Raw genomic sequence first — 16,049 nt, forward strand, 5'->3', positions numbered from 1 at the left:
CCCGTCGCCCCCGTCCCCGCCGACGCCACCTGAACCGCTCAAGGTAGTGCTGCCGCCATTCCCCCCAATACCGCCGCGCCCGCCGTTGCCTGATTCCGAACCACCAGCTCCGCCGTCGCCTCCTCGACCGCCAGATCCGCCCGGCTGACGGACTCCGTCGCCGCCTGCACCACCGCGACCGCCGATGCCGCCATCGCCATTTAGTCCACCGTTACCGCCTTGGCCACCATTACCGCCGTCAGTCCCTACACCGTCCGCGGTGGTAACACCCGATCCCCCAAAACCGCCGTCGCCGCCACGGCCATTTGAATATGGGTCGGCATCGCCGCCGCGTCCCCCATCGCCGCCGCGCCCCCCTTCACCGACCGTTCCGCCCCGGCCACCGTCGCCACCGGCACCGCCGTCGGGATGTTGAGCGGTCCCGGAAGCACCCGCTCCGCCCATGCCTCCTGAACCATTGCTGCCGTTCTTGCCTGCATCTGCGGGCGAACTGCCCTGGCCCCCGAAACCTCCGTTACCGCCGTTACCGCCGGTGCCACCCCTGCCGGTGCCTCCATCGGCGAATGTGCCCGCAATGCCAGTAGCCCCATCACCTCCGTTGCCGCCATCCCCAGCAACTCCGTGGCCGCCGTTTACACCGCGGGTTCCCGCACCAGCGAAAAGACCGCCCAGTCCCGCGGCACCGCCTACCCCCGCAGCTCCGGCGTTGCCGCCGGTGCCACCATTGCCGCCGCTTCCACCAGGGCTGGAGCCGTCACCGCCCCGGCCCCCACTGGCCCCATCACCGCCAAGCCCGCCGTTGCCACCGGAGCCGCCGCTGCCGAACAGCAGTCCGCCTTGGCCACCAACTCCACCAGTTCCGCCCGCACCGCCATTACCGCCAGTGCCGCCGTTCGCGCCCGCAGCGCCCGCCACGCCAGTGAAACCGGCACCGCCCCTACCGCCAGTGCCGCCTGCGCCACCAGCGCCAAATAAGAGCCCACCGCTACCACCGACACCACCGGCACCGCCTGCGCCACCGTCGAGATGCAGCGCGGTGCCATCACCACCGGCCCCGCCGTTGCCGCCATTACCACCGTTGCCGAAGAAAATGCCGCCAGCCCCACCAGCGCCACCGGCTCCGCCGTTGCCGCCGTACAGGCCATCACCGCCATTGGTGCCGTTACCTCCGTTGCCGAACAGGAATGCGGCATTGCCACCCACACCGGGGGCCCCGTCGATCGGCCCCGAATCTTCGGCCGCAAAGGTGGTGACCAGCGAATCGGTACCTGCTGCTTCGGCCGCCCCGGCGTTGCCGCCGTTACCGAAGAACCACCCGGCGTTGCCGCCGCTGCCGCTGTAACCCCAACCCTCGCCACCGTCCCCGAATAGCAACCCCGCATTGCCACCATTGGGGTTCTCGGCGGTCCCGTTGGTGCCGTCACCGATCAGGTACTGGCCCGATATCGAGTTGAGGAAGGTGGCGAACGCTTGCCCGTCAGAGCTGTCGAGCCAGGTGTCGAAGGAGGTGTGCAGCGGGGTGTAGATGAACTCGTTGAACAGGACTGCACCAAAGTTCGGGTCGCCCAGGTTCACCAACAAGGCATCCCAGTTGTCCTGGAGGATCAGGGCTTCCCAGGCGGAGTCGAGTGCTTCAGGGTCAGACCACGTCGAGGACTCGAACAGCGACGCCACCGTATCGATGATCACGTCGTCGACGTCAGCATTCGCCGCTGGCGTAGTCGGCGGCGCCATCCCGAATGAGAGGAACACGCTCACTGCACTGCAAGCACCGAGGGCACGAGCTGGGAGCCGATTCCGCCGCGACGTACGACCCTGCTCGACGTTACGGCGACCAGTCATGCGCATGCTCCTCAACTTTGGGGATAGGTCACCGCACGGCCACTGGCCTGCGACAACTCGGAAAGTGGAGTCGATCGAACTGCCAACCCCGGATTACAGTTGCATAAAAAGTACCTGAAGCCTTCCATTCGGGCCAGACATACCGCAGACCGGAAACACGTCCACATGGATGCCCCCGGCCGGTCAACTGAGGCTGCAACCCCCAGGGCGTGAGCTCGAGGGGGACCTGCTTCAACTACCGCCACATCAGTAGGCTTTGCGCGGACCGCATTGCACTTACTGGCAGATTTTCTATCTCAGAACTAGATCTGTCCTAGATATCGCCTTCGTCCTGGACGGCCGGAAAGCGCGTTTAACCACGGCGTATCTCATCTTTGATCACGACGCGCGCCTGTAGCCGCACTAGGAGGGGTTGAACGAATTCCCTAATAAATCAATAAGGTATGCGCCCACAGCGGGGCCGGAGCGCGTCAATATTCTTGGAGGCGCTGAACTTCACACGCCTCTGATCCGTCACGGCTGCGGTGAATTCCTGCCAGAGCTCCAGCCCTTCACCGTTAGTCTCGAGATCCGACAAGATTGCGATCGGGCTCCGGGAACCATCCCTGGTCCACAACGGTCCAGTCCCCTTGCAGTGGTACCAGGCGACATACCGCTCAGTGCCCGCCCTCATCAGCTGCAGACTCTGGGCACGCAGGGCGACTTGCCCCCCATGGCTCTCAATGCCGCGGCAGTAGCGGTCGGCCAGTGAGGTTTTCAGCCGGTCCAGGTCACCCTCGTCGAGGAGATAGTCCAGGAGTAGGAGGACGTGAAAGTGGACATTCCAGCCAGTGCTGGGGTGGTGAACAACTTCGGTCACTCGGATGTATCCGCGAAGCCCGAAAGCATTCTGGTCGGTGCGCCAGCCCGAACCTCGAGTGATAGCGGCCCATCCAGCCTCGAGGCGATCCCACAAGTCGGCGAGTCCGTCACCGAGTTGATGGCGCTGAGTGAGGGTCAGGAGGCCCACGGCACCCTCGCCCGTAGTCCACTCAAGAAGCAGCTTCTCCAATCGCTCAGACTCGTCGCGTACCGCTCTGTAGCCACACCTCGGACAGAGCCACTTCCGGCGGCACGCCCGGACACCTTCCAGCACTTCGCGTGACGACCCTGCAGACCCTCGCCTAAACGTGCGACCACATCCTCGGAGCTTGGAGTCATCCGATAGCGAGACACCGAAGTCCCGCAGCGTGTTCAGCCGTGCGAAGTCGACAGTGTCGCGGATTCGTGTGCCGTCCGTCACCGGTAGTGCAGCTCATCCCACCTGGGCTCACTGATCCGCCATGGCTGCGAGGACCTCAGCCAGGTTGTGGCGCACCAACTTCGGCCCCAGTCGATAGGTCTTGAATGCCCCCCTGCGGGCGAAGTTCTGGATGGTGCGCTTGTGGACGTTGAGGTACTGCGCGAGGTATTCGGCACTGACGTATTCGTTGCTGGTTGGGGGGTTAGTAGCCATCGATTAATCCCTTCTCTTTGGGCAGCAGCTATCGCCGCTTCGAGCTTCGCTTGTATGCCTCTAAAACATCCAGAGGTCTCGACATTTCCTTACCGCACCTGACTTTCGGCGATGAATGTCATGCTACCCCAATAGAACTCGACATTCACTGCCGAGATAGGTATTTCTATTAATGAAAAATTGATACCTGGATGTAGAACTGATATAGAACTAAAATAGAATTGCAGGAAAATCAGGTTCGCCGTTTATTGGGTACACGCCATTGCTCGAAAGGCTAGTGACCACGATCACATATCCCGGAGCTTGGACATGCGTTGCGCCAGCTCCCGTTTGCGCGGATCAACGCTGTGCTGATACCGCAGAGCAGCCGCTGGACTGCTGTGACCGGCCACGTCCATCAGCTCCTTGGTAGTCGCCCCGACGTGGGCCAGCGCGGTCAGTCCAGAGTGCCGCAGATCATGTAGCCGCAAGGTGGGGTGACCGACAGCCACCCTGGCCTTGTTCCAATAGTGGCGCCATGTCGCCTGCCCCAGGTGCCCGCCCTGAGGGGCTGGAAATAGCAGCGCCTTGGCGTCCTTCTCCACGGCTGCGTCCAGGTGCGTTCGCAAATCCTCGATGAGGTGCGGGGGTATCGGAACGTCGCGAAGCCCGGCCCGGGTCTTGGGCGCCTTGACGACATAGCCGGTCTCGGCGGTCCAGATCACGGCCCGCCGGATACGGATTACTTCACCGGCCAGATCAATGTCGCTGCGACGCAACTCGGTCAGTTCACCAAAGCGCAGCGCACACCAGAAGGCCAGCAGTGGTAGGACGCGGAGTCGCTCCGGGAGGGTTCCTACCAGCTCGTCGAGGGTCTTCGGATCGATCACCTCGATCTCGTGCGCTGGGGACTCCACGTAGCTCGCACCCGGTATCACACAGGGGTTGGCGGGCAACAGGCCTTCTTCTGTCGCTGACTTCAGGATCGTGGACAGCAGAGAGTAGCTACGGGCCACCTGGGTCCGGTGGGAATGGTTCTGCCCGGCATACCAATCCTCGATGTCCTCGCGGGTGATCGCGGCCACCGGAATGTTGTGGAGCGCCAACAGGTAGCGACTGATGATCCGCCGGTTCTCCGCTCGGGTCTTGGCGGACAGCTCCCCCCGGCGAGTGCGCCGTTTGATCAGCCACTGCTCGGCATAGTCTTTGAAGGTGATCTTCTTGCCTGCAGCGCGCTTCTTGGCGGCCGCCTGTCCGGGCGATTGCCAAATCCCCTCGTTGATGTTGACCTGCTGCTGGGCCAGCCAGTCATGAGCGTCGCCGGACGTCAGGAAGGTGGTCGGGCCTTTGTGCTCGCGCCCCTGGTGGATGTAGCGAGCCTGCCAACGTCCACTCCGAAGCTGCCGCACACCGCCGAATCGACCCTTGGCCATCGCCTTCGCCTCTCTCCCAGCCGGGCGATCCGGCACAGGCCATCCGTGCCAGATTTGTGCCAGATTGAGGTTACTTCACCTGGCCTTTTAGTACCAATCCTTACCCAATACTTCATCTGCAGAATCGCAGGTGGAACCACGACGAATACAGGTCAGAGAGGTTAATCAATAATGATGTGCTATCTGGTAAAGCAACAGCGGTGAACTCTCGCATCCCCGAAGCCCCCGGCCTGCGCGACCTCGGTCTCGCCAACTGGCTGGTCTGCAAAGTCATCGCCCGCCGTCAGCAGGTGCCCCGAGCGCACCTGTTCACCACGCTCGGCCAGCACCGGCGATTGATGTGGTCCTGGCTGCCGTTCGGCGGGATGCTGATGCGGGGCGGCAAGCTGTCCACCCGCGACACCGAGTTCGTGATCCTGCGGGTCGGCCACCTGCGTGACAGCCAGTACGAACTGCAGCACCATCGCCGAATGGGCCGTGCAGCCGGCCTCGACGACGACACCCAGGCGCGCATCTTCGAAGGCCCCGGTGGCCCCCGTTTCGACGAGCTCACCGCCCGCCAGCGCGCCATGCTGACCGCGATCGACGAACTCGTCGGCACCCGCACCCTCTCCGATGCCACCTGGGCGGAGTTGTCGAAGCATCTGGATCGTCCGCGGCTGATCGAATTCGTGATGCTGACGTCCCAATACGACGCACTGGCCGCCACCCTGAGCGCGCTGCGGGTGCCGCTGGACTTCGACGAGTAGCACTACGTGGCGGACACCGTTTGGCACGATCTGGCCGTCGCCGGGGGCGGAACGCTGGCGATCGCCGCGGTGCTGATCGTGGTCGGGCGGATGCTGCTGCGGCGAGGCGCCGGACCGCTGGTCACCCGTAAGATCCCGCACGCGTTGTGCGGGCTGTTCGCCGCCGCGGCCGCGTTCGAGCTGACCAACAAAGCGGTGGTGGCGGGTGTGCTGGCCGCCGCGACGGTGGCCTTGGCGTTCATCGTGGAGCGTGGCCTGGTTCCGGTGCCGGGTGTGTTCGACGGCACCCGCTCCCGCGACTACGGGCTGGTCGGGTTCGCCGGCGGCGCCTTGATCGCGGTGCTGGCGTTCTGGCCGGACCGGGTAGCGATCGCGACCGGGGTCGTGGTGCTGGGGCTGGCCGATGCGGGTGCGGCCCTGGTCGGGGACCGGTTCGGCAGACACCGCGTGGCGGCCGGTGGCGGGGTGCGCACCCTGGAGGGCTCGGTGGCGTTCGTGGCGATCGCCTTCGCAGTCTCCCTGACGTTCTGCCTGGCGGCCCTTGAACTGAATTCGTTTATGGCGGTGACGGTTTCGCTGTTCGTCGCGGTGTCGACGGCGGCCGTGGAGCTGCTGGTGGTACCGGCGGCGGACAACCTGCTGATCACGCCGTGGGTGGCGCTGCTGTTGCACGTCGCGCGTGACCTGTCGACCGATGATGCGCTGCGCTGGCTGGCCGCGGTGGTATTCGGCTGCGCCATCGTGCCGTTCATGATCCGGATGCGCTGGCTGGATCTGCCCGGGGCGCTCTGCGGCGGCCTGATCGCCGGCGTCGCCGTCGGCCTGGGCGGCTGGGCCTGGATCATCCCGGCCGCGGTGTTCTTCTCGCTGACCAGCGTCCTCACCGCCTACCGCCGGCCCGGCCGTGCCTCGAGCATGCGCGGTATGAGTCAGGTGGCGGTCAACGCGGGTCTTCCGGTGCTGGTCCCGGTGGTCGGGTTCGCGTTCACCCGGGACCCGCTGTGGTACGCGGTGTCCATCGGCGGTATCGCCGCCGGCATCGCCGACTCGTGGGCATCGGAGATCGGGCGGTTCTCCGGCCGCGAGCCGCTGTCGCTGCGGACGCGGGGCCGGGTTCCCAAGGGCACGTCCGGCGCGGTGTCACCGCTGGGTTCGGCCGCAACGGTGCTGGGCGCGTTGCTGGTGGGTGCGTTCGGCGCCCTGTTCGGCGGGCCGGCGATGGTGCCGGTCGGGTTGGCAGCCGGCATCGCCGGCTCGCTGGTGGACACCGTGATCGGCGCCACCGCGCAGGCCCGCTTCCGCTGCGAATCCTGCGGGGCCACGGTGGAGGACGCGCTGCACTGCGGGCGCCCCACCGAGCCGTCCGCCGGGTGGCGGTGGGTGGGAAACGACGTCGTCAACGCCGGTGCGAACCTGACCGGGATGCTGGTCGGGTGCGCGGTTTACCTACTTCTCGCGGCCTGACCCGCGGTATACGACGCCGATCGCCGAACGGACGGGTACGCCGCGCCGAAAATTCAGGGTGCACTCCGGCTTGCGAAGCGTAGTGTCAACACAAGTGTTGAGCCACCAGGATGCATCGTCCCGACCTCAGGTCTCGTCCGGCAGGACCAACAGTGGCAGATTCAACAAACGCAGGATCCAGCGCACAGTCCAAGTGGCTCTCGAAGTCCGCGGCTCAGACGCGCGGCTCCGACAAAGACGAAGTGCAGTTTCACTACGACATCTCCAATGACTTCTTCAAGCTGTGGCAGGACCCGTCGCAGACCTACAGCTGCGCATATTTCGAGCGCGACGACATGACGCTGCAGGAAGCGCAGCGGGCCAAGGTCGACTTGTCCTTGGGCAAGCTGGGCCTGAAACCCGGGATGACGTTGCTCGACATCGGCTGCGGCTGGGGCTCGACGATCATGCGGGCGGTCGAGAAGTACGACGTCAACGTCATCGGTCTGACGCTCTCGGAGAACCAGAAGCAGCACATCGAAGCGAACCTGTTCGCGAAATCGACGAGCAAGCGCCGGATGGAGGTGCGGTTGCAGCCGTGGGAGGAATTCGACGGCCAGGTCGACCGCATCGTGTCGATCGGCGCATTCGAACATTTCGGCTTCAACAACTACGACGACTACTTCAAGAACACCTTCAACTGGATGCCCGACGACGGCGTGATGCTGCTACACAGCATCATCATCCCGAGTGACGACGAGATCCGGGCCAAGAAGCTACCGCTGACGATGTCGCGGGTGCGGTTCATCAAATTCATCATGGACGAGATCTATCCCGGCGGGCGTCTGCCGTTGGCTGCACAGGTCACCGAGCACGCCAGGAACGCCGGCTACAGCATCACCCGCGAGCAGCATCTGCAGCCGCACTACGTCCGCACCCTGGACACCTGGGCGGCAAACCTCGAGGCCAACAAGGACGAGGCCATCGCCATCACCTCCGATGCGGTCTACCAGCGGTTCCACAAGTACCTGACCGGCTGCGCAGACCTGTTCCGCCAGGGTTACACCGATGTCGTGCAGTTCACCTGCGAGAAGGCCGCTGCTTAGCCGGGCTTTCACGCGGGCACCCCGATCCAGGAGGACAGGAGGTCAAGTAGATGGCCGACCCGACGTCGAGCGCACCCAAGATGGCGGTTGCCTATGAGGACGTGCAGGCTCACTACGACATCTCGAACGATTTCTTCGGCGTGTTCCAGGATCCGACCCGGACCTACAGTTGCGCCTACTTCGAGCGCGAGGACATGTCGCTGGAAGAGGCGCAGCTCGCCAAGATCGATCTCGCGCTGGCCAAGCTGGACCTGGCACCGGGGATGACGCTGCTCGACGTCGGCTGCGGGTGGGGATCGGCGATGCGTCGGGCCATCGAAACCTACGACGTCGATGTCGTGGGATTGACGTTAAGCAGAAACCAATGCAGCCTCGGCCAGCGCCTGCTGGACGACGTCGACACCGACCGCTCGCGCCGGATCCTGCTGCGCGGCTGGGAGGAGTTCGACGAGCCGGTCGACCGCATCGTGTCCATCGAGGCCTTCGAGGCCTTCCCCAAAGAGCGCTACGCCGCGTTCTTCGAGCTGTGCCACCGGCTGATGCCGCGCGACGGGCGGATGGTCCTGCAGACCATCATGGGCCACCCACTGAAGCGCTGGCCGGAAATGGGCATCCCGATCACGATGACAGACCTGCGATTCATGCGCTTCATCGCCAAAGAGATCTTTCCCGGCGGCTCGGTGCCGTGCGACGACGATGTCATCGTATACTCCGCCGCCGCAGGGTTTTCGGTGGCCGACCGCCACGACCTGACGCCGGATTACGTGCGGACCCTGGACACCTGGGCGACCCGGCTGCAGGCCGCCCGCGAGCAGGCGATCGCGGCGACCTCACCGGAGGTCTACGACCGGTACGTGAAGTACCTGTTGGGCTGCGCGGACTTCTTCCAGCGCAACATCAGTTACGTCGCCCAGTTCACGCTCGCCAAGGGGAACTAGGCGTCAGAAGTTGATCATGTGGCCGATCAGGCCGTGGAAGCACTCCTGCAGCGCCTCGGACATCGTCGGGTGGGTGTGAACGTTGCGGGCCAACTCGTTGGCGGTCAGGTCCCACTTCTGCGCCAGGGTCAGTTCCGGCAGCAGCTCGGAGACGTCGTGGCCGACCAGGTGCCCGCCGAGCAGTTCGCCGTAGCGGGCGTCGGCGATCAGCTTCACGAACCCGCTCGGGTCACCGGCGCCGTGCGCCTTGCCGTTGGCGGTGAACGGGAACTTGGCCACCTTCACGTCGTAGCCATCGGCGCGGGCCTGTTCCTCGGTGAGGCCGAAGCTGGCCACCTGCGGCTGGCAGAAGGTGGCGCGCGGCATCATCCGGTAGTCACCGAGCGGCATCGTCTCGGCGCCGCCGATGGTTTCGGCGGCCACCACGGCCTGCGCCTCGGCGACATGGGCCAACTGCAGCAGGCCGGTGACGTCGCCGATGGCGTAGATGTGGCCCACCGAGGTCTGCATGTACTCCCCGATACCGATGGCGCGCCGCTCGGTGAGCGCCACCCCCGCGGCATCCAGGCCGTAGCCGTCGACGTTGGGAGCAAAACCGATGGCCTGCAACACCTTGTCGGCCTTGAGCTCCTCGCTCTGGCCGTCTTTGCTGACGGTGACCGTGACCGACCCGCCGGCCCCGTTATCCACGATGGACTCGACCTTGGTGCCGGTGCGGATCTTCACCCCCAGCTTCTTGAACTGCTTCTCGATCTCCTTGGAGACGTCGGCGTCCTCGTTGGGCAGCGCCCGGGGCAGAAACTCCACCACCGTGACGTCCACGCCGTAGTTGGCCAGCACGTAGGAGAACTCCATGCCGATAGCGCCGCCCCCGGCGATGATGATCGAGCCCGGCAGCTCCCGGCTCAGGATCAGCTCCTCGTAGGTGACGACGTTGTCCGACAGCGAGGTGCCCGGCACCAGCCGGGTGCTGGACCCGGTCGCGATGATCGCATGAGCGAAGGTGACGTTCTCGGTTCCGCCGTCGTTGAGTTCGACTGCCAGGGTGTTGGCGTCGGTGAACCGGCCGTAGCCGTGGATCTCGGTGATCTTGTTCTTCTTCATCAAGAAGTGCACCCCCGCGACCCGGCCGTCGGCGACCTTGCGGCTGCGGTCGAATGCCGCGCCGTAGTCGAAGCTCACCTCGCCGCTGATCCCGAAGGTCTTGGCCTCGCGGTTGAAGATGTGCGCCAGTTCGGCGTTGCGCAGCAGCGCTTTCGACGGGATACAACCGACGTTCAGACAGACCCCGCCCCAGTATTTGGGTTCGACGATGGCGGTGTTCAAGCCCAGCTGGGCGGCGCGAATGGCCGCGACATAACCACCGGGACCGGCTCCGAGGACTACGACGTCATAGTGGGTCACCCGCTCACCCTATCGGGCCGCGCGGTTCCCTCGCAGCGGCGGTGGGCACGTCAAACCACACCCGCGGAATGTCTGTGTTTCCGCGCTACACTGAAACACATGGCATCGAAGAACATCACGCTGACCATGCCGGCGGAGCTGGTTCGTCGCGCAAAGGTGTTGGCGGCACAACGCGACATGTCGGTGTCGAGTCTGGTCGCGCGATTGCTCGAGCAACTTGTCGGCGAGGTGGCGGACTATGACGACGTGGCCGACCTCGAGAGGCGGATGATGAGCGGCGTCGCCGGCCTGCAGGTCGGACCGATCACCTGGTCCCGGGACGATCTTCACGAGCGCTGATCATGGAGTTCGTCGACACCAATGTCTTGCTGTACGCCTACGACGCGACCGCCGGTGAGCGGCACGAGGCGGCTCGCGTGCTGGTGGACCGGCTGTGGCGCGACCGCCTGGGTGCGCTCAGCGTCCAGGTGCTGCAGGAGTTCTACGTCAACGTGACGCGTAAGGTCGCCAAACCGATCACCCCGGAATCGGCTGCCGATAGGCTCCGGAGCTTGTCACGATGGCGGGTGCACTCACCACTGGCCGACGACGTGATCGCCGCGACGTCGTGGTCAACTCGATACCAGCTCTCCTTCTGGGACGCGATGATCGTGCGCAGCGCCGCCGAACTGCGGTGCGACACCTTGTGGACCGAAGATCTCAGCGACGGGCAGCTGATCGAAGGCGTCCGGCTGGCCAATCCGTTCAGTACGGGATGATTCCGCCGACGCAGCGGTCCACGTGCTGGCAGAAGTAGTGGCCGTACAGCGGTGCCGCGGCGACCGCCGAGGCGAACACCGCCGACATCAGCGCGAGCGCGACCGCCGACAACAGCGGCTTCTCTCCCACCATCGCCACGATCAGCCCGGCCACCACGCACACGGCCGCGTAGACCACCACGACGAACACCGCCGGGGTCTTGTCGGCCAGCGCATACCACCACGAGAACAGCCCCAGCCCGATCCCGGCCGCCGGAATCCACACCCCCACCAGCACCAACGCGAACTGCCACCACTTCAGGAAGCGGTACTGCCCCTCCACCACGACCGGCTTGGGCGGTTTGGCCGGGGCCGGCCCGGCCTTCGACTCGGGCCCGATCGGCTCCGGTTCCGGCCGGGCCTCGAGCCCCGGTTGCGGTTCGAGCTCGCCGGACAGCCCGGGCAGCGGCGCCGGATGCGGGCCGGTGTCGAAGATGGGCGCCATGTGCGGCTCGGTCATCGGCAGCGCCCCGGTGTCGGTGGTCTCAGACACCCGAGACCGCCTGAATCGCCGCCAGCGCCCCGAACCAGCCGAGACCGAGCGCGAGGAGAAACGCACCCAGTCCGGTTACCCAGCGGCGCGACGAGGCGAACACCAGGACCAGCCCGGCGACGGTCGGCGCGACGAGCACCAGCGCGATCACGACATCCGGGCGCAGCGGCGCGGTGACCAGCAGGGTCGCCCCGATCCCGGCCAGTACACCGGCGGTGGCTCCGACCAGCATGATGCTGCTCAACAACCAGGGGCGCGGCAGCGGAATCACACCAGCAGATTCTACGACCGCAACCCCGCTCAGCGCGGTAACGACCCGGTGATCACCGGGACTTCCTCCAGGGCGGCGTTCTCGTGGTCGGTGAAGGCGCGCGCCCGGGACAGGAACCGCAGCCCCTCCGGCGCCTCCAGGCTGAACCCGGCGCCGCGGCCGGGCACCACATCGATGATCAGCTGGGTGTGCTTCCAGGCCCCGAACTGCGGCCCGGAGATCCACACCGGCACCCCGCCGCCGGCGACGTCGAGCACACCAAGCAGCACGTCGTGGTCACCGACGATGAAGTCGCCGTCGGGGTAACACATCGGCGCCGAGCCGTCGCAGCAGCCGCCGGACTGATGGAACATCACCGGACCGTGCCGGGCCACCAGCCGTGCCAGCAGTTCGGCTGCCGCCTCGGTGATCCGCACCCGCTCCGGTGCGCCCATCAGAACAATCCCGTCGCGGTCTCCGAGTAGGACACCAGCAGGTTCTTGGTCTGCTGGTAGTGATCGAGCACCATCTTGTGGTTCTCCCGGCCGATCCCGGACTGCTTGTAGCCGCCGAACGCGGCGTGCGCGGGGTAGGCGTGGTAGCAGTTGACCCAGACCCGGCCGGCCGCAATGTCACGGCCGGCCCGGTAGGCGGTGTTGCCGTCGCGGCTCCACACCCCGGCGGCCAGCCCGTAGAGGGTGTCGTTGGCCTGGGCGATGGCGTCGCCGTAGTCGCTGAACGAGCCCACCGAGACCACCGGGCCGAAGATCTCCTCCTGGAAGATCCGCATGTTGTTGTGGCCGGCGAAGATCGTCGGCTGCACGTAGTAACCGCCGGACAGTTCCCCACCCAACTCGGCGCGCTGGCCGCCGGTGATGACCTTGGCGCCTTCGGCCTTGCCGATCTCGATGTAGGACAGGATCTTCTCCAGCTGGTCATTGGAGGCCTGTGCCCCGATCATGGTGGCCGGATCCAACGGGTCGCCTTGGCGGATCGCCTTGGTGCGGATCGCGGCCAACTCCAGAAACTCGTCGTAGATCTCGGCCTGGATCAACGCCCGCGACGGACACGTGCACACCTCGCCCTGGTTGAGGGCGAATCCCGCAAACCCTTCCAGTGCCTTGTCGCAGAAGTCGTCAGCGGCGGCCAGCACGTCGGCGAAGAAGATGTTGGGGCTCTTGCCGCCCAGCTCCAAAGTGACCGGGATGATGTTGTGACTGGCGTACTGCATGATCAGCCGCCCCGTGGTGGTCTCACCGGTGAAGCCGATCTTGGCGATCCGGTTGCTCGACGCCAGCGGCTTGCCGGCCTCGACCCCGAAACCGTTGACCACGTTGACCACCCCGGCCGGCAGCAGCTCACCGATCAGGCTCAGCAGGTACAGGATCGAGGCCGGGGTCTGCTCGGCCGGCTTGAGCACCACCGCATTGCCGGCCGCCAATGCCGGGGCCAGCTTCCAGGCGGCCATCAGCAGCGGGAAGTTCCACGGGATGATCTGGCCCACCACCCCCAGCGGCTCGTGGAAGTGATAGGCCACGGTGTCATCGTCGAGCTGGCTCAACGCCCCCTCCTGGGTGCGGATCGCCGCCGCGAAGTAGCGGAAATGATCGGCCGCCAGCGGGATATCGGCGGCCAGCGCCTCCCGGATCGGCTTGCCGTTGTCCCACACCTCGGCCACCGCGAGCTGTTCGCGATGCGCGTCGATGCGATCGGCAATCGCGTTGAGCACCACCGCCCGCTCGGCCGGCGACGTCTTACCCCACGCCGGCGCCGCCACATGCGCGGCATCCAAAGCCAGCTCGACATCAGCCGCGGTCGAACGCGCGACCTCACAGAACACCTGACCGGTGACCGGGGTGATGTTCTCGAAATACTCACCACCGACCGGCGCCACCCACTGCCCGCCGATGAAGTTGCCGTAGCGCGACTCAAAGCTCATCAGCGCCGCCGCGCTGCCCGGACGTGCGAAGACGGTCATCAGTGATTCCCTCTGCCTTGACGGTGTTGTGCACCTCACATTACCGCCGCAGTCACAATGGCGGTCATGGCTGACGACCCGACGACCGACCCGTACCTGTGGCTCGAAGACGTCACCGGTGACGATGCGCTGGACTGGGTGCGCGCCCACAACGCTCCCACCGTCGACGAGTTCGCGGGTGACGATTTCGAGGCGATGCGCACGGCGGCGTTGGAGGTGCTCGACACCGATGCCCGCATCCCGTACGTGCGGCGGCGCGGCGATCACCTCTACAACTTCTGGCGTGATGCCGCCAATCCGCGCGGACTGTGGCGGCGCACCACGCTCGACAGCTACCGCAGCGGCGCCCCGGAGTGGGACGTCATCATCGACGTCGACGAGTTGAGTCGAGTCGACGACCGGAACTGGGTGTGGGTCGGCGCCAACGTGATCGAACCCGAACTCACCCGGGCGCTGGTCTCGCTGTCCCCCGGCGGCTCGGATGCGGCGGTGGTGCGGGAATTCGACATGGCCACCAGGGAATTCGTCCCCCCTGCTGCCGGCGGATTCCAGCTGCCCGAGGCCAAGTCGCGGATCGGCTGGGAGGACGAGGACACGGTGCTGGTGGGCACCGACTTCGGTCCGGATTCACTCACCGACTCCGGGTATCCGCGAATCGTCAAGCGGTGGCGCCGCGGACAGCCGCTCGCCGACGCCGAGACGCTGTTCGCCGGGGAAGCGACCGATGTGGTGGTGGGCGCCGGGCGCGATCGCACGCCGGGGTTCGAGCGGACCCTGGTCTCGCGGGCCGTCGACTTCTTCAATGACGAAGTCTACGAGCTACGCGGCGGCCCCGGCGGCCAAGAGCTGATCCGCATCGACGCACCCACCGACGCGTCAGTATCGGTGCATCGACAGTGGATCCTCATCGAGCTGCGCACCGACTGGGACACCGGCACCGCCTCGTATGCTGCGGGCTCGTTGCTGGCGGCCGACTACGACGAATTCTTGGCGGGCACAGCACAGTTGAGTGTGGTCTTCGAGCCCGACGCGCACACCGCGCTGCACCACTACGCCTGGACCCGTGACCGACTGGTGCTGGTCACGCTGCACGATGTGGCCAGCCGGGTGGAGGTGGTCAGCCCGGTTGATTGGCAGCGCCGCCCGGTCGCCGAGGTACCGGCCAACACCAACACGGTGATCGCGGCCGCCGACGACACCGGTGACGAGATCTTCTTGGACTCCAGCGGGTTCAACAGTCCGTCGCGGTTGCTGCACGGCCCGGTGGACGGGCCGCTGACCGAGATCAAGTCCGCTCCGGCCTTTTTCGATGCCGAGGGACTGGAGGTCAGTCAGCACTTCGCCACGTCCAAGGACGGTACCGCGATCCCGTATTTCGTGGTCCGCCCGCAAGACGCGACCGGCCCGACACTGCTGGGCGGCTACGGCGGCTTCGAGGTGGCCCGCACCCCCGGCTACGACGGGGTGCTGGGCCGGCTGTGGCTGGCCCGCGGCGGCACCTACGTGCTGGCCAACATCCGCGGCGGCGGCGAATACGGGCCGGGCTGGCACACCCAGGCGATGCGGGAGGGCCGGCACCTGGTGGCCGAGGACTTCGCCGCGGTGGCAGCCGATCTGGTGGGCCGCGGCATCACCACGGTGGCGCAGCTCGGCGCGGTCGGCGGCAGCAACGGCGGACTGCTGATGGGCATCATGCTCACCGCCTACCCGCAGCAGTTCGGGGCGCTGGTCTGCCAAGTGCCGCTGCTGGATATGCGCCGCTACCACCTGCTGCTGGCCGGCGCCTCCTGGATGGCTGAGTACGGCGACCCGGACAACCCCGACGACTGGGCGTTCATCGGCGAATACTCGCCGTACCAGAATATTTCGGCTTCGGCGGACTACCCCCCGGTGCTGATCACCACCTCCACCCGTGACGACCGGGTTCATCCCGGGCACGCCCGCAAGATGACCGCGGCGCTGGAGGAGCTCGGCAAGAAGGTCTGGTACTACGAGAACATCGAGGGCGGCCACGGCGGAGCGGCCGACAACGCGCAGGCGGCGTTCAAGTCGGCGCTGAGCTTCTCGTTCCTGTGGCGGATGCTGGGCGGGCGAGGCTGACGTCCCGAGACGGCGCGGCGATTCACAGCGCCACAACGGCCG

At 66.0% G+C, this 16,049-nt stretch carries 15 protein-coding genes and 1 pseudogene; 7 read left to right on the top strand and 9 right to left on the bottom strand.

The window, feature by feature from the left end:
• The 4 genes and pseudogenes from BST10_RS23175 to BST10_RS03555 form a co-directional block, all read right to left on the bottom strand.
• Positions 1–1,758, bottom strand: a pseudogene (locus tag BST10_RS23175) (PGRS repeat-containing protein); the annotation flags it as partial.
• 517 nt (positions 1,759–2,275) lie between these two features.
• The gene (locus BST10_RS24330) at positions 2,276–3,124 is read right to left on the bottom strand and encodes a protein rep (RefSeq protein ID WP_163762404.1); all 849 of its coding nucleotides are present in this window, start codon (positions 3,122–3,124) and stop codon (positions 2,276–2,278) included.
• Between the two features lie 27 nt (positions 3,125–3,151).
• Positions 3,152–3,337, bottom strand: coding sequence for a helix-turn-helix transcriptional regulator (locus BST10_RS03550; RefSeq protein ID WP_083036404.1), 186 nt, complete (start codon positions 3,335–3,337; stop codon positions 3,152–3,154).
• Between the two features lie 287 nt (positions 3,338–3,624).
• Complete coding sequence (locus BST10_RS03555) at positions 3,625–4,749, bottom strand: tyrosine-type recombinase/integrase (RefSeq protein ID WP_083036405.1); 1,125 nt, start codon at positions 4,747–4,749, stop codon at positions 3,625–3,627.
• A gap of 200 nt (positions 4,750–4,949) precedes the next feature.
• Here BST10_RS03555 and BST10_RS03560 point away from each other — a divergent pair, with 200 nt between their 5' ends.
• The 4 genes from BST10_RS03560 to BST10_RS03575 all read left to right on the top strand — a co-directional run bounded on the left by BST10_RS03560 (position 4,950) and on the right by BST10_RS03575 (position 8,985).
• Positions 4,950–5,498: a carboxymuconolactone decarboxylase family protein gene (locus BST10_RS03560; protein WP_013827396.1), complete on the top strand. Its 549-nt coding sequence runs from the start codon at positions 4,950–4,952 to the stop codon at positions 5,496–5,498.
• Between the two features lie 6 nt (positions 5,499–5,504).
• A complete protein-coding gene (locus BST10_RS03565; protein ID WP_083036406.1) occupies positions 5,505–6,962 on the top strand; it encodes a DUF92 domain-containing protein in 1,458 nt (485 codons plus the stop codon).
• 152 nt (positions 6,963–7,114) lie between these two features.
• Positions 7,115–8,047 (top strand): cyclopropane mycolic acid synthase family methyltransferase, encoded by a 933-nt coding sequence (locus BST10_RS03570; RefSeq protein WP_235673683.1) that lies wholly within the window; start codon positions 7,115–7,117, stop codon positions 8,045–8,047.
• Positions 8,048–8,097: 50 nt separating this feature from the next.
• Positions 8,098–8,985: a cyclopropane mycolic acid synthase family methyltransferase gene (locus BST10_RS03575; RefSeq protein ID WP_083036408.1), complete on the top strand. Its 888-nt coding sequence runs from the start codon at positions 8,098–8,100 to the stop codon at positions 8,983–8,985.
• 3 nt (positions 8,986–8,988) lie between these two features.
• On the opposite strand, the gene lpdA is transcribed toward BST10_RS03575, so the two are convergent.
• A complete protein-coding gene (gene lpdA, locus BST10_RS03580; RefSeq protein ID WP_013827392.1) occupies positions 8,989–10,389 on the bottom strand; it encodes a dihydrolipoyl dehydrogenase in 1,401 nt (466 codons plus the stop codon).
• Between the two features lie 99 nt (positions 10,390–10,488).
• Here lpdA and BST10_RS03585 point away from each other — a divergent pair, with 99 nt between their 5' ends.
• Together BST10_RS03585 and BST10_RS03590 are read left to right on the top strand one after the other, a co-directional pair.
• Complete coding sequence (locus BST10_RS03585; RefSeq protein ID WP_013827391.1) at positions 10,489–10,728, top strand: DUF6364 family protein; 240 nt, start codon at positions 10,489–10,491, stop codon at positions 10,726–10,728.
• Positions 10,729–10,730: 2 nt separating this feature from the next.
• Positions 10,731–11,147 (top strand): PIN domain-containing protein, encoded by a 417-nt coding sequence (locus BST10_RS03590; RefSeq protein ID WP_083036409.1) that lies wholly within the window; start codon positions 10,731–10,733, stop codon positions 11,145–11,147.
• Here the strand turns inward: BST10_RS03590 and BST10_RS03595 are convergent.
• From BST10_RS03595 to exaC, 4 genes are read right to left on the bottom strand one after another with little or no spacing between them, the layout of a single operon-like run.
• Complete coding sequence (locus tag BST10_RS03595) at positions 11,134–11,679, bottom strand: hypothetical protein (RefSeq protein ID WP_013827389.1); 546 nt, start codon at positions 11,677–11,679, stop codon at positions 11,134–11,136. The two genes, BST10_RS03590 and BST10_RS03595, sit on opposite strands and share 14 nt — an antisense overlap.
• Positions 11,672–11,950, bottom strand: coding sequence for a putative holin (locus BST10_RS03600; RefSeq protein WP_083036410.1), 279 nt, complete (start codon positions 11,948–11,950; stop codon positions 11,672–11,674). Before BST10_RS03600 ends, BST10_RS03595 begins: the two co-directional genes overlap by 8 nt.
• Positions 11,951–11,979: 29 nt before the next feature.
• A complete protein-coding gene (locus BST10_RS03605) occupies positions 11,980–12,384 on the bottom strand; it encodes a DUF779 domain-containing protein (protein WP_013827387.1) in 405 nt (134 codons plus the stop codon).
• Complete coding sequence (exaC, locus tag BST10_RS03610) at positions 12,384–13,907, bottom strand: acetaldehyde dehydrogenase ExaC (protein ID WP_083036411.1); 1,524 nt, start codon at positions 13,905–13,907, stop codon at positions 12,384–12,386. Before exaC ends, BST10_RS03605 begins: the two co-directional genes overlap by 1 nt.
• 57 nt (positions 13,908–13,964) lie before the next feature.
• Here exaC and BST10_RS03615 point away from each other — a divergent pair, with 57 nt between their 5' ends.
• Positions 13,965–16,007, top strand: coding sequence for a prolyl oligopeptidase family serine peptidase (locus BST10_RS03615; RefSeq protein ID WP_109559385.1), 2,043 nt, complete (start codon positions 13,965–13,967; stop codon positions 16,005–16,007).
• Positions 16,008–16,049 lie beyond the last annotated feature (42 nt).

Origin of the sequence: Mycolicibacter algericus DSM 45454 (assembly GCF_002086455.1) — a bacterium.
GTDB lineage: Bacteria > Actinomycetota > Actinomycetes > Mycobacteriales > Mycobacteriaceae > Mycobacterium > Mycobacterium algericum.